Raw genomic sequence first — 13,719 nt, forward strand, 5'->3', positions numbered from 1 at the left:
ATTTAAATGATGAAACAGAGTAATCCCAGAATAAGATTTGAAAAGTTTAGTAACAAGTAGGATAATTACAAATTAGGTCAGCTGGGAAGTTTTAAATCAGGTATAGGCTTTCCAGATAGTCAACAAGGTGGTACAGAAGGAATTCCATTTTTTAAGGTTTCTGATATGAATAATATTGGAAATGAAACTGAGATGAGAAATGCAAACAATTATGTTACACAGGAGCAAATTGCGAAAAATAGCTGGAATGTTGTTAAAGACACCCCAGCTATCATCTTTGCCAAAGTCGGTGCTGCATTGATGTTAAATAGAAAACGGTTAGTTACTAAAACTTTTCTGATTGACAATAATACTATGAGTTATTCTCTTAATAAATCATGGGATAAAGATTTTGGTTTGACATTATTTCAAACGATATATTTGCCCAAGTATGCACAAATCGGTGCCCTTCCTTCATACAATGCTAGTGATATAGCGACGATAAAGGTTAATGTGCCTAATATTCAAGAACAAACTGCTATCGGCTCTCTTTTCCGCACCCTCGACGACCTTCTTGCAAGCTACAAGGATAATCTGACCAACTACCAATCTCTCAAGGCGACCATGCTCTCCAAGATGTTTCCCAAGATTGGACAGACAGTCCCTGAGATTCGTTTGGATGGATTTGAAGGTGAGTGGGAGCTTTGTGAAATTAATGATTTAGCTGATGACTTTCAAAGTGGTGGCACTCCAAAAACAAATGTTCAGGAATATTGGGATGGGGATATTCCTTGGATTCAGTCATCTGACTTAGGGATAAATTGTCTATTTGAGATTAAAGTTCAAAAAAGTATTTCTGAGAAAGGTTTGGAAAATTCATCAGCCAAAATAATACCAAAGGATTCAATTGCGGTTGTTACGAGAGTTGGAGTTGGGAAGTTAGCGGTTTTGCGTCATGAATACGCAACAAGTCAGGATTTTTTATCACTCTCAAATCTTAAATCAAATATAGAGTTCACAGCATATTTGCTTTATAGATTACTTCAAAAGGAGGTTACCCAACTTCAAGGAACATCAATAAAGGGTATTACTAAAGGGGAATTACTATCGAAAAAAGTATTTATCCCATCTCTCCCTGAACAACAAGCCATCGGTGCCTACTTCTCAAACCTCGATAACCTCATCAACTCTCACCAAGAAAAAATTTCTCAATTGGAAACACTCAAAAAGAAGCTCTTGCAAGATATGTTTATTTAAGGAGGAAATGAATTTGAATGATTTATTTCAGCACTTTGAGTTTACTTTGTTAGTTTATTCTGCTTTATTTTCGCTCATAGGTTCTTTTATAGGATTTCTATTGCAAGTAATCGTTTCAACTAGTTTATCCAATAGAGGAAAAGTTAAGATTTATATTAAGTCGACTTCCCATAAACTAATAAGCAGAGTTTGGGGATTTGATAATTCAGTAAATGGAATGGTCTTTGGAGTTCCTTTGTCAATTGAGCTTCATAATACAAAGTCTAGAAAGCAAATTATTAGAAATATGAATCTTGTTCTGTACGATAGAGGCGAACAGGTTAGAAAGATGAGACAAGTTACTTTTTCTGAAAAAGCAAATGAGAAATTCTTTTATGGTGAGAATGGAGCGTATTCATTTCTAATTGATGCTTATGAAATAAAAAGATTTGATCTATATTTTGCTATTTCTCAAAAAGAATTTAATAGTGATTTTGATGAGGTTAGAATATCATATTTTGATTCTAAAGATAAATACCATGAGTTTAAAATTTTTGAGATTAGTGAACCATGGATTATATCCAAGAACAAGACCGATGATGATTGGAGAGCTATAAACTAATATCAATCTCCTTGGAAAAAACTTAGAAAGAAACATTATGGAAACAACACAAACGTCCCAGTCGCTCTACCAAGCTCTGTGGAACTCAGCGGATGTTCTCCGCTCTAAGATGGATGCTAATGACTACAAGTCCTATCTTTTGGGCATGGTCTTTTATAAGTATCTGTCAGACAAGATGCTCTTTTTCGTGGCGGAGACTATGGAGGAGGGGAGTGAGAGTCTAGAGGCTGCCCTTGAGGTCTATCGTAACTACTATGAGGATGCGGACACCCACGAGGATCTTCTTGCAGTGATGAAGGACGAACTCAACTATAGTATCAAGCCTGAGTTGACCTTTACGGCTCTAGTAGCACGTGTCAATGAGGGGACTTTCCAGTTGGAAGATTTGGCTCAGGGTTTTCGTGATATTGAGCAGAGTGATGAACTCTATGAAAACCTCTTTGAAGATATTGACCTCTATTCCAAAAAGCTAGGGGCGACTCCGCAAAAGCAAAACCAAACGGTGGCGGCAGTCATGAAAGAATTGGCTGTGCTAGACGTGGCTGGTCATGCTGGTGATATGCAGGGGGATGCTTATGAGTATCTGATCGGTCAGTTTGCGACTGACTCGGGTAAGAAGGCTGGTGAGTTCTATACCCCTCAACCAGTTGCCAAACTCATGACTCAGATTGCCTTTTTGGGTCGTGAGGACCAGCTAGGCTTTACCATCTATGATGCGACTATGGGCTCTGGCTCTCTCTTGCTTAACGCCAAGAAATATTCTCATAAACCGCAAACCGTTGTCTATTTTGGGCAGGAGCTCAATACCTCAACCTATAACTTGGCCCGGATGAACATGATTCTACACGGTGTTCCTGTTGAAAATCAATTTCTCCACAATGCTGATACACTAGACGAAGACTGGCCGACTCAAGAACCGACTAACTTTGATGGTGTTCTGATGAACCCTCCCTACTCTGCCAAGTGGTCAGCAAATTCTGGCTTTATGGCGGATCCTCGTTTCTCTCCATTTGGGAAACTGGCGCCCCAATCCAAGGCTGATTTTGCCTTTCTCTTACATGGTTATTACCATCTTAAGCAGGATAATGGGGTTATGGCTATCGTCCTTCCCCACGGTGTTCTTTTCCGTGGAAATGCAGAGGGAACTATTCGTAAGGCCTTGTTAGAAGAAGGGGCCATTGACACGGTTATCGGTCTACCTGCTAACATTTTCTTTAATACCAGCATTCCGACCACGGTTATCATTCTCAAAAAGAACTGTACCAATCGTGATGTCTACTTTATCGATGCTTCTAAGGAGTTTGATAAGGGCAAAAATCAGAATATCATAACAGATACTCATATCGAGAAGATTCTGGAAGCCTACAAGTCACGTGAGGAGATTGACAAGTTTGCCCATCTGGCAAGTTATGAAGAAATTGTCGAAAATGACTATAACCTCAATATCCCTCGCTATGTAGATACCTTTGAGGAAGAAGAAGTCGAACAACTAACAGATATCGTCAGCAAAATTAACGACACAAATAAAGCTATCGAAAGTCAAACAGCTTCATTGCTTGAAATGCTCGGTCAACTCCACGGAACCACACCAGAAGCCGATGCTGAACTCGAAGAGTTTTTGAAAGAGTTTCAAGGGTAAGATGTAGTTGATTTATTCGCTCATATTCCACTCATTTTTAAGATACAACTTTGTTTCTATATTTCCGGGGAACTAGTAGAAAGTAAGGAGAAATATGGAAAATAACAACAAACGTGCCCTTTGCCAGCAACTCTGGGCGAGAAACAAATACCTCGTTTTGAGTCATTCTAGCAATATTTACAATGAGATTCGTCAGTATCTCAAGAATAAAGAGGTGGAGGCGAGTCTAGTTCAGGAGATGATTGACCGTGCCTGTCAAATCCCAGAACACAGGGGTCAGGTTTGCAATGCCTTTCATCATATTTGGGGCTATTTTAAAAAGAAAGCGACAGATGCCGATCGCAAGGACTATATGCTCTTGCTGGATCGCTACCGCTTTGGTCAGGCTTCTCAGGAAGACTTGATTGCTAAGACTCGAGACTTGCTTGATCGCTATCCCAATACCTATTTGCAACATTCGACATTACTGAAAGGAGACTCCCATGAGACTTTGGTATGAGGCTTTGATTTCACAACTTCCCCGTCCTCAGCTCTTGGGGCAACATCGAGAGTGCTGCGCCCTCCGTGGCAATGGCTGGGGCAGAAAGCATGCGACGGTGGACTATGTCTTTACCCACTCGCCCTATCGTCTCTATGCCTATCATGACTTGATTATGGAAGAGATGGTTAAACGAGGCTTTAAGGTCAGTCCAGAGTGGTTGGATAAAAACTATCGTGGCAAGACCTGCCCTCCTTATCAAGATTTAGCTGAGGAGAAGCTGACCAGTCCAATCTACAGCGAACATGACGATGCCTACTATGAGGAGTGTCTGGACAATCTCCGAGAGAAGGGGATCAACCTATAGTCTTTTCTAATAACAAGCCATAGTCACTTATAAGAATTACTAATAACACGTTTGAAGAGCCTAACTGCAATAGAGCTATAAAACAAGATATACAAAGGATTTGAGGCATTTGTCTCAGGTCTTTTTCTGTTGTCTAAAATAGAGATATAGTTTCAAACTATATCAAAGCCTAATTTTTTACAATTATACAGATGATTTCTTTTCTGTTAAGATAGTTTCAACAACAAATTTTGGAGGACACATCATGTCAACTACAATCATCGGTTTCCCTCGTTTGGGCGAATTCCGCGAATTAAAATTTACAACTGAAAAATACTTTAGAAAAGAAATCTCAGAAGAAGAACTCTTGGCAGCCGCAAAAGAATTGCGTGCTAAACACTGGAACATCGTCAAAGAAAAAGGCATCACTGAAATTCCATCAAATGACTTTTCTCACTATGACAACTTCCTAGATGCAGCTTTCCTTTTCAACGTGGTACCTGCTTCAGTTCAAAACTTGGACTTGTCTGACCTTGAGCGCTACTTCGCTTTGGGTCGTGGTTACCAAGGAGAAAAAGGGGACGTTCGCGCCCTTCCAATGAAGAAATGGTTCAACACTAACTACCACTACATCGTTCCTAAATTTGAAAAAGATACTCAAGTTAAACTTGCAGGTCACAAGATCTTTGATGAGTTCCAAGAAGCCAAAGAACTTGGATTGAACACTCGTCCTGTCCTTGTAGGTCCATTCACTTTCCTTCAATTGTCAGACTTTGAAGAAGGTGTGAAAGCAGAAGACTTCGTAGACAGCTTAGTGGCTGCTTACCAAGAAGTTTTTGCTAAATTGGCAGAACTTGGTGCGACTCGTATCCAACTCGACGAAGCTGCTCTTGTAAAAGATTTGACATCTGAAGAAAAAGCTCTCTTCTTGAACCTCTACAATAAACTTTTGGCTGACAAAAAAGGTCTTGAAGTCTTGCTTCAAACTTACTTCGGAGACGTTCGTGACGTTTACGCTGACCTTGTAAACTTGCCAGTAGATGCTATCGGTCTTGACTTCGTTGAAGGTAAGAAAACTCTTGAATTGGTTAAAGGTGGTTTCCCAGCTGACAAGACTCTCTACGCAGGTATTGTCAATGGTAAAAACATCTGGCGTAACAACTACGAAAAGAGCTTGGCTGTTCTTGATCAAATTACAGCTGAAAACATTGTCTTGACAAGCTCATGCTCACTTCTTCATGTGCCATTTACAACTGCTAATGAAGAATTTGAACCAGCTATCTTGAACCACTTTGCCTTTGCAGTTGAAAAATTAGATGAGATCCGTGATTTGGATGCTATCCGCAATGGTCAAGGTGCAGAAGCACTTGCTGCTAACAAAGAACTCTTTGCGACTGAACGTGTTGGTGAAAATGCTGAACTTCGTGCGCGTATCGCTGGCTTGACAGACGCAGACTACACTCGTTTGCCAGCCTTTGCAGAACGTGAAGCTATCCAAGAAGAAGCTTTCAAACTTCCAGCTCTTCCAACAACAACTATCGGTTCATTCCCTCAAACAAAAGAAGTTCGTGCTAAACGTTTGGCTTACCGTAAAGGTGAATTGTCTCAAGAAGAGTACGACGCTTTCCTTGCTGAAACAATTGACGAATGGATCAAATGGCAAGAAGATATCGACTTTGATGTCCTTGTTCACGGTGAATTTGAGCGTAATGACATGGTTGAGTACTTTGGTCAAAACTTGTCAGGTTACCTCTTCTCTAAAAATGGTTGGGTACAATCATACGGTATGCGTGGGGTGAAACCACCAATCATCTGGGGTGATGTAACTCGTCTTAACCCTATCACTGTTAAATGGTCTAGCTATGCACAAAGCCGTACAAACAAACCTGTTAAAGGTATGTTGACTGGACCTGTTACCATCCTCAACTGGTCATTCCCACGTGAAGACATCTCTATCAAGGATTCTACTCTTCAAATCGCCCTTGCTATCAAGGATGAAGTGCTTGACCTTGAAGCTGCTGGTGTGAAAATCATCCAAATCGACGAGGCTGCTCTTCGTGAGAAATTGCCACTCCGTCGTAGCGACTGGTACGAAGACTACCTTGACTGGGCTATTCCTGCCTTCCGTTTGGTACACTCAACAGTAGCGCCAGATACACAAATCCACACTCACATGTGTTACTCAGAATTTACAGATATCATCCCAGCTATCGATAACATGGATGCGGACGTTATTTCCTTTGAAGCTAGCCGTTCAAACCTCGAAATCTTGGACGAACTTAAAGCGAAAAACTTCCAAACTGAAGTGGGACCTGGGGTTTACGATATCCACTCACCTCGTGTGCCAAATGAAGGCGAAATCGACCATACAATCGAAGCTATCCTTGCTAAAGTGCCAAGCAAGAAAGTTTGGATCAACCCTGACTGTGGTTTGAAAACACGTGGTATTCCAGAAACAAAAGAAAGCTTGATCCGCCTAGTTGAAGCAGCTAAAGCTGCGCGTGAGAAATTGTAAGATTAGATTTCTCCCTACAACGGTTGTTCAAAATGAAATCAAAAAGAAAAGGATAAGGACTATGTCACGCCAAACACCGTCACTCTCATTTGAAGTGTTCCCTCCAAACCCAGCAGTGGGTAATGATAAAATTATTTCATCCTTGCAGGACATGCAGGAGTTGGCTCCTCACTTTATCAGTGTGACTGCCAGCAATAATAAATTTAATATCAAGGAAACGACGGTCCGTTTGGCCGACTTTATCCAAAATGACTTGGCGATTCCGACTATTGCTCACTTGCCAGCTATCTATTTGACTAAGGACAAGGTGGCTGAAACGATTGCTGACTTGGACAAGGTTGGAGTGCAGAAAATCTTGGCTCTTCGTGGGGATATTATTCCAGATGTGGAGCCGCAAAAGGATTTTCGCTACGCAACCGACTTGATTGAGTTCATCAAGGAACAAGCCCCTCACTTTGATATTGTTGGCGCTTGTTATCCGGAAGGACATCCAGATTCACCAAATCAGATTTCAGATATTCAAAATCTTAAGAAGAAAGTGGATGCAGGCTGTTCGAGCCTCGTGACTCAGCTTTTCTTTGACAATGAGCGCTTCTATGATTTCCAAGACAAGTGTATCTTGGCTGGGATTGATGTTCCTATTCATGCAGGAATTATGCCAATTCTGAACCGAAATCAGGCTCTCCGTCTCTTGAAGACTTGTGAGAATATCCATCTTCCACGCAAATTTAAAGCCATTTTAGACAAGTATGAGCATGACCCTGAGTCGCTCAGAGCAGCAGGACTTGCCTATGCAGTGGACCAAATCGTGGACTTGGTAACTCAGGATGTTGCCGGTGTGCATCTCTACACTATGAACAATGCGGATACAGCAAAATACATCCACCAAGCAACCCATGCCTTGTTTAATCACCAGTCTCTAGGATAATAAAAAGCAAACCATTCTTCTCAAGTGAGGGGAATGGTTCCTTTTTAATGGTAAAGACCGCACTTTTTAAGAAAAATATGATAAAATAGACTCTGTACGTACTTGATACAAAGATGAGGGTATAAACAGATTTTTAACTATTCAAATCTGCTATAAAAAGGCAAAATACTAAAGAATAATATTTTTAAACTTTTCAAAGTATCTAATAGTTGAACACGGGCTAAATCCCTATTTTCACACGGGATTCTTCACGCCCTTAGTATCTTGTGTAATTGAACTCGCCTACAACTCTGTGGAAAAAGATAAATCTGCCTAGGAGCAGTCGCTCCGTCGTTCGATTTCCTATTTTCCTTTGGGTTGCTTGACGGCTTAGTATCTTGATCTTTGTAGGCAAGGCGTATAATTTCATCAATCCAAAGGGGATTAAAATGACAAAACAAGTGTTTCAAACGACTTTTGCAGGTCGTGAGTTAATTGTAGAGACTGGTCAGGTTGCTAAGCAGGCAAATGGCTCTGTTGTCGTGCGTTACGGTGAGTCAACTGTCTTGACTGCAGCCGTTATGTCTAAGAAAATGGCAACTGGGGATTTCTTCCCTCTCCAAGTCAACTATGAAGAAAAAATGTATGCAGCTGGGAAGTTTCCTGGTGGCTTTATGAAACGTGAAGGACGTCCTTCAACGGATGCGACTTTGACAGCGCGTTTGATTGACCGTCCAATCCGTCCTATGTTTGCGGAAGGTTTCCGTAATGAAGTGCAAGTTATCAACACCGTGCTTTCTTATGATGAGAATGCCTCTGCACCAATGGCAGCTATGTTTGGTTCATCCTTGTCACTTTCCATTTCAGATATTCCATTTGATGGACCAATCGCTGGGGTGCAAGTGGGCTATGTGGATGGTCAAATCATCATCAACCCTAGCCAAGAACAAGCAGAGCAATCTCTCCTTGAATTGACAGTAGCTGGTACCAAACACGCCATCAACATGGTCGAGTCAGGCGCCAAGGAATTGTCAGAAGAAATCATGCTGGAAGCTCTCCTTAAAGGGCACGAAGCAGTCAAAGAATTGATTGCCTTCCAAGAAGAAATCGTTGCAGCAGTTGGTAAGGAAAAAGCAGAAGTGGAATTGCTTCATGTTGATGCTGACTTGCAAGCTGAAATTATCGCAGCCTACAACAGTGACCTTCAAAAGGCAGTTCAAGTAGAAGAAAAATTGGCACGTGAAGCTGCAACTCAAGCAGTCAAAGACCAAGTAACTGCTGTTTACGAAGAAAAGTATGCAGACCACGAAGAATTTGACCGTATCATGCGTGATGTGGCTGAAATCTTGGAACAGATGGAACACGCTGAAGTGCGCCGTTTGATCACAGAAGACAAGGTACGTCCTGATGGTCGTAAGGTTGATGAAATCCGTCCTTTGGATGCGGTTGTTGACTTCCTTCCTCGTGTGCACGGTTCAGGTCTCTTTACTCGTGGACAAACTCAGGCCCTTTCAGTCTTGACCTTGGCTCCGATGGGTGAAACTCAAATCATTGATGGTTTGGATCCAGAGTACAAGAAACGCTTTATGCACCACTATAACTTCCCTCAATATTCTGTAGGGGAAACTGGCCGCTACGGTGCGCCAGGTCGTCGTGAAATCGGTCACGGGGCTCTCGGTGAGCGTGCTCTTGCTCAAGTTTTGCCAAGCTTGGAAGAATTCCCATACGCTATCCGTCTAGTAGCAGAAGTCTTGGAATCAAATGGTTCTTCTTCTCAAGCTTCTATCTGTGCGGGAACGCTTGCCCTTATGGCTGGTGGTGTGCCAATCAAGGCGCCAGTAGCAGGGATTGCTATGGGTCTCATCTCAGATGGAAATAACTACACAGTCTTGACAGATATCCAAGGTTTGGAAGATCACTTTGGAGACATGGACTTTAAGGTTGCAGGTACTCGTGATGGGATTACAGCCCTTCAAATGGATATCAAGATTCAAGGGATTACTGTAGAAATCTTGACTGAGGCCCTTGCTCAAGCCAAGAAAGCGCGTTTTGAAATCCTTGATGTGATTGAAGCAACGATTCCAGAAGTTCGTCCAGAATTGGCTCCAACTGCTCCGAAAATTGATACCATCAAGATTGATGTGGACAAGATTAAGATTGTCATCGGTAAGGGTGGAGAAACCATCGACAAGATTATCGCTGAAACAGGCGTTAAGATTGATATCGACGAAGAAGGAAATGTGTCTATCTACTCTAGCGACCAAGATGCTATTAACCGTGCTAAAGAAATTATTGCTGGTTTGGTCCGTGAAGCCAAAGTGGATGAAGTTTACCGTGCTAAAGTCGTTCGTATCGAGAAATTTGGTGCCTTTGTCAACCTCTTTGACAAGACGGATGCCCTCGTTCATATCTCTGAGATGGCTTGGACACGTACCAATAATGTCGAAGACTTGGTAGCAATCGGGGATGAAGTTGATGTTAAGGTTATCAAGATTGATGAAAAAGGACGTGTGGATGCTTCTATGAAAGCCCTTCTTCCTCGTCCTCCAAAACCTGAACGTGATGAAAAAGGTGAAAAATCAGAGCGTCCTCACCGCCCACGTCATCACAAGGATCACAAACCTAAGAAAGAAATTACAGAAACACCAAAAGATTCAGAATAAGAAAAGGAGAAATGTATGGGATGGTGGCGCGAAACCATTGATATCGTAAAAGAAAATGATCCAGCGGCCCGCACCACTTTGGAGGTTTTGCTGACTTATCCAGGTGTCAAGGCCTTGGCGGCCCACCGTCTTTCGCATTTTCTCTGGAAGCATGGCTTCAAACTTCTGGCTCGTATGCACAGTCAGTTTTGGCGCTTTTGGACTCAGATTGAGATTCATCCAGGTGCCCAGATTGATTCAGGTGTCTTTATCGACCACGGTTCTGGTCTGGTGATTGGGGAAACAGCGATCGTTGAGACGGGAGTTCTCCTCTATCATGGGGTGACTCTTGGGGGAACAGGGAAAGACTGTGGTAAACGCCATCCTACTGTACGTAAGGGAGCTCTCATATCAGCCCATGCCCAAGTTATCGGACCAGTGGAAATCGGTGAAAATGCTAAGGTCGGTGCTGCAGCAGTTGTCGTGGCAGACGTCCCTAGTGATGTGACGGTTGTCGGTATTCCTGCCAAGATTGTCCGCCTTCATGGTAAGAAGGATGAGCCGGTCATTCACGAAGTCGAAGAAAAACGAGAGTACTACGTTAATAAACTCGAGCAGGCTAAAGAAGCCAGTCACAGATCGTCTGGGTTATAGAGGATACCTATATGATTCAAGCAAGAAACAAGTTAAGCCAAGAGGAGCTATCTGAGGCGAAAAAACTAATTAACTATTGCCAAAACTATGACGGTACCTATCGTGATCCCTATCTCTCTAACATGCTTAATTTTGACCCAAACATGCCCGCTTTTTTCCTTTATTATGAAAAAGGCGAACTTGTTGGTTTATTAACCGTCTCTGCAGATGACCAAGATGTAGAAGTGACGATACTGGTTCATCCAGGTCATCGACGTCAGGGGATTGCGCGTGCATTGTTTACTAGTTTTGAGAGAGAAACAGCTTATTTCTCTATTCGTTCAGTCACTTTTCAGACAGAGCGTGTTTTTCTAGACCGCCATCCTGATTTTGTTAGCAACTGGGGATTGGTCGAGGATGAAGAGACAGAAACTTGGTTAGGTAAGGATAGAAAACCTTATCCGTTAGCAAATATTTCCAATCTTGAAGTTTTGTTAGCAGATAGTTCGTATCAGGATCAAATTAGTCAGTTAAAATTTCAGGCATTCTCAGAGGAACATGAGTCTAGAGAGATTGTGGATAGATATGTCGCTGAAGCTCTGAAGGATCCAGAAAGTCGCTTATATATTTTATTAAAAGACGGTCAGGTTATTGGAACGTGCACGGTAGATTTATCGACTAATACGAATTACTTCTACGGTTTAGCAATATCTGAACCTGAACGTGGGAAAGGCTATGGAAGCTACTTAGCAAAATTCCTTGTCAACCAACTGATTGAGCAAAATGATAAGGAGTTCCAAATTGCAGTAGAGGATAGCAATGTAGGTGCCAAACATTTGTATGAAAAAATTGGCTTTGTCAAACAGACTCAGGTGGTTTATCTGAATGAGAAAGGAGCAAGGGATTCCGAAGTGTAGAGAGATTCGGACTGAAATTCAATTGAACTCTCAGTGATGAGACTAACTGTTCTTGGATTTTAGCTTTCCTGATTATAATTTATGATTAAAATCTACGACACCATGTCTCGTGATTTGCGAGAATTTGTCCCGATTGAGGACGGCAAAGTAAAGATGTATGTTTGTGGGCCAACGGTGTATAACTATATCCACGTGGGGAATGCCCGTTCGACGGTAGCTTTTGATACCATTCGTCGTTATTTTGAGTACCGTGGGTACGAGGTTGCCTATATTTCCAATTTTACGGACGTGGATGATAAGATTATCAACCGTGCCAAGGAAGAGGGTATCACACCTCAGGAGGTTGCGGACAAGTATATCGCTGCCTTTCGTGAGGATGTGACGGCCTTAGGTGTCAAGCCTGCGACTCGCCATCCGCGTGTGGTGGAGTTTATGGCGGACATCATTCGTTTTGTGGAAGATTTGATTGAAAAAGGCTTTGCCTATGAGAGCCAAGGGGATGTTTACTTCCGTGTGGAAAAATCCCACAACTATGCTAAATTAGCCAATAAAACCTTGGAAGATTTGGAGCTAGGTGCTTCAGGTCGTACCGATGAAGAAACGGCACGTAAGGAAAATCCTGTAGACTTTGCCCTCTGGAAAGCTGCCAAGCTAGGCGAGATTTCTTGGGATAGTCCCTGGGGACCTGGTCGTCCGGGATGGCACATCGAGTGTTCAGTCATGTCGACAGAGATTTTAGGTGATACCATTGATATTCATGGTGGTGGAGCCGATCTGGAGTTTCCTCATCATACCAATGAAATTGCCCAGTCGGAAGCCAAGACAGGTAAGACCTTTGCCAACTACTGGATGCACAATGGCTTTGTCAATATCGACAATGTCAAGATGTCTAAGTCCTTGGGCAACTTTATAACCGTACACGATGCCCTTAAAACTCTTGATGGACAAGTGCTTCGTTTCTTCTTTGCGACACAACATTACCGTAAGCCTATCAACTTTACGGAAAAGGCAGTGCGAGACGCTGAGACCAATCTCAAGTATTTGAAGAACACTTATGAGCAACCATTTACAGGAAAAGTGGATGTTAAAGAGTTACAAACCTTTAAAGATAAGTTTGTAGCAGCTATGGATGAAGATTTTAACGCTGCCAACGGTATCACAGTTGTTTTTGAAATGGCTAAATGGATCAATTCTGGCAACTATGATGCATGTGTTAAGGAAGCTCTTGCGGCTATGTTAGAAGTCTTTGGAATTGTCTTTATTGAGGAAGTTTTGGATGCAGAGATTGAAGACTTGATTCAAAAACGCCAAGAGGCGCGTGCCAATCGTGACTTTGCGACAGCGGACCAGATCCGTGACCAATTGGCTGCTCAAGGGATTAAGCTCCTTGACACCAAGGATGGAGTGAGGTGGACACGTGATTGATGTCAATCTCATTAACGGGATTGCGTTAGCTTTTGAAGGGGATGCGGTGTATTCTATGTATATTCGCCGTCACCTCATCCTCAAAGGCATGACCAAACCCAATAAACTCCATCAAGAAGCGACTAAGTATGTATCGGCTAAAGCTCAGGCCAGCCTGATTTCCCTCATGTTAGAGGAGCAAGTCCTAACGGAAAAAGAAGAAGAAATCTACAAACGTGGCCGCAATACCAATAGCCACACAAAGGCTAAAAATGCCGATGTGGTGACCTACCGTATGTCCACAGGTTTTGAAGCAGTGATGGGCTATCTCCATATGACTGAAAATCTGGAACGTCTTGAGAGCTTGATTTCGTGGTGCATCCAAAAAGTGGAGGGATAGG

The 13,719-nt window shown here is 42.4% G+C and carries 11 protein-coding genes and 1 pseudogene; all 12 read left to right on the forward strand.

The genetic code is table 11. The features are described 5' to 3' along the window. Positions 1-75 precede the first annotated feature (75 nt). A pseudogene (locus HT689_RS09955) lies at positions 76-1,236 on the forward strand (restriction endonuclease subunit S); the annotation flags it as partial. 7 nt (positions 1,237-1,243) lie between these two features. Beyond that, entirely contained in the window at positions 1,244-1,837 is a 594-nt protein-coding gene (locus HT689_RS05050) for a hypothetical protein (protein WP_084925704.1), read from the forward strand. 37 nt (positions 1,838-1,874) lie between these two features. Beyond that, the gene (locus tag HT689_RS05055; RefSeq protein ID WP_173226827.1) at positions 1,875-3,476 is read left to right on the forward strand and encodes a type I restriction-modification system subunit M; all 1,602 of its coding nucleotides are present in this window, start codon (positions 1,875-1,877) and stop codon (positions 3,474-3,476) included. A 94-nt stretch (positions 3,477-3,570) separates the two neighbouring features. Then, positions 3,571-3,975: a YbgA family protein gene (locus HT689_RS05060; RefSeq protein WP_173226825.1), complete on the forward strand. Its 405-nt coding sequence runs from the start codon at positions 3,571-3,573 to the stop codon at positions 3,973-3,975. Next, positions 3,959-4,321, forward strand: coding sequence for a TIGR02328 family protein (locus HT689_RS05065; RefSeq protein ID WP_173226823.1), 363 nt, complete (start codon positions 3,959-3,961; stop codon positions 4,319-4,321). The genes HT689_RS05060 and HT689_RS05065 overlap by 17 nt, the downstream gene beginning before the upstream one ends. Positions 4,322-4,565: 244 nt before the next feature. Next, a complete protein-coding gene (gene metE / locus HT689_RS05070; protein ID WP_173279004.1) occupies positions 4,566-6,815 on the forward strand; it encodes a 5-methyltetrahydropteroyltriglutamate--homocysteine S-methyltransferase in 2,250 nt (749 codons plus the stop codon). Positions 6,816-6,876: 61 nt separating this feature from the next. Continuing rightward, positions 6,877-7,743: a methylenetetrahydrofolate reductase [NAD(P)H] gene (metF, locus tag HT689_RS05075; protein WP_173251329.1), complete on the forward strand. Its 867-nt coding sequence runs from the start codon at positions 6,877-6,879 to the stop codon at positions 7,741-7,743. Between the two features lie 428 nt (positions 7,744-8,171). Continuing rightward, entirely contained in the window at positions 8,172-10,385 is a 2,214-nt protein-coding gene (gene pnp, locus HT689_RS05080) for a polyribonucleotide nucleotidyltransferase (RefSeq protein ID WP_173226820.1), read from the forward strand. A 15-nt stretch (positions 10,386-10,400) separates the two neighbouring features. Continuing rightward, the gene (cysE, locus tag HT689_RS05085; protein ID WP_050973752.1) at positions 10,401-11,018 is read left to right on the forward strand and encodes a serine O-acetyltransferase; all 618 of its coding nucleotides are present in this window, start codon (positions 10,401-10,403) and stop codon (positions 11,016-11,018) included. A gap of 11 nt (positions 11,019-11,029) precedes the next feature. Then, a complete protein-coding gene (locus HT689_RS05090) occupies positions 11,030-11,914 on the forward strand; it encodes a GNAT family N-acetyltransferase (RefSeq protein WP_173226818.1) in 885 nt (294 codons plus the stop codon). Positions 11,915-11,995: 81 nt separating this feature from the next. Next, a complete protein-coding gene (gene cysS, locus HT689_RS05095; RefSeq protein ID WP_173226816.1) occupies positions 11,996-13,339 on the forward strand; it encodes a cysteine--tRNA ligase in 1,344 nt (447 codons plus the stop codon). Then, entirely contained in the window at positions 13,332-13,718 is a 387-nt protein-coding gene (locus HT689_RS05100; RefSeq protein ID WP_173226814.1) for a Mini-ribonuclease 3, read from the forward strand. The genes cysS and HT689_RS05100 overlap by 8 nt, the downstream gene beginning before the upstream one ends. The last annotated feature ends 1 nt before the right edge of the window (position 13,719 follow it).

Source organism: Streptococcus sp. 2342 (assembly GCF_013276795.1).
In the GTDB taxonomy this organism is placed as follows: domain Bacteria; phylum Bacillota; class Bacilli; order Lactobacillales; family Streptococcaceae; genus Streptococcus.

What these genes read in the sequence shown, in the direction of transcription:
- HT689_RS05050 (WP_084925704.1), top strand. Translation starts at nt 1,244, where the DNA reads ATGAATTTGAATGATTTATTTCAGCACTTTGAGTTTACTTTGTTAGTT.
- HT689_RS05055 (WP_173226827.1), top strand. Translation starts at nt 1,875, where the DNA reads ATGGAAACAACACAAACGTCCCAGTCGCTCTACCAAGCTCTGTGGAAC.
- HT689_RS05060 (WP_173226825.1), top strand. Translation starts at nt 3,571, where the DNA reads ATGGAAAATAACAACAAACGTGCCCTTTGCCAGCAACTCTGGGCGAGA.
- HT689_RS05065 (WP_173226823.1), top strand. Translation starts at nt 3,959, where the DNA reads ATGAGACTTTGGTATGAGGCTTTGATTTCACAACTTCCCCGTCCTCAG.
- metE (WP_173279004.1), top strand. Translation starts at nt 4,566, where the DNA reads ATGTCAACTACAATCATCGGTTTCCCTCGTTTGGGCGAATTCCGCGAA.
- metF (WP_173251329.1), top strand. Translation starts at nt 6,877, where the DNA reads ATGTCACGCCAAACACCGTCACTCTCATTTGAAGTGTTCCCTCCAAAC.
- pnp (WP_173226820.1), top strand. Translation starts at nt 8,172, where the DNA reads ATGACAAAACAAGTGTTTCAAACGACTTTTGCAGGTCGTGAGTTAATT.
- cysE (WP_050973752.1), top strand. Translation starts at nt 10,401, where the DNA reads ATGGGATGGTGGCGCGAAACCATTGATATCGTAAAAGAAAATGATCCA.
- HT689_RS05090 (WP_173226818.1), top strand. Translation starts at nt 11,030, where the DNA reads ATGATTCAAGCAAGAAACAAGTTAAGCCAAGAGGAGCTATCTGAGGCG.
- cysS (WP_173226816.1), top strand. Translation starts at nt 11,996, where the DNA reads ATGATTAAAATCTACGACACCATGTCTCGTGATTTGCGAGAATTTGTC.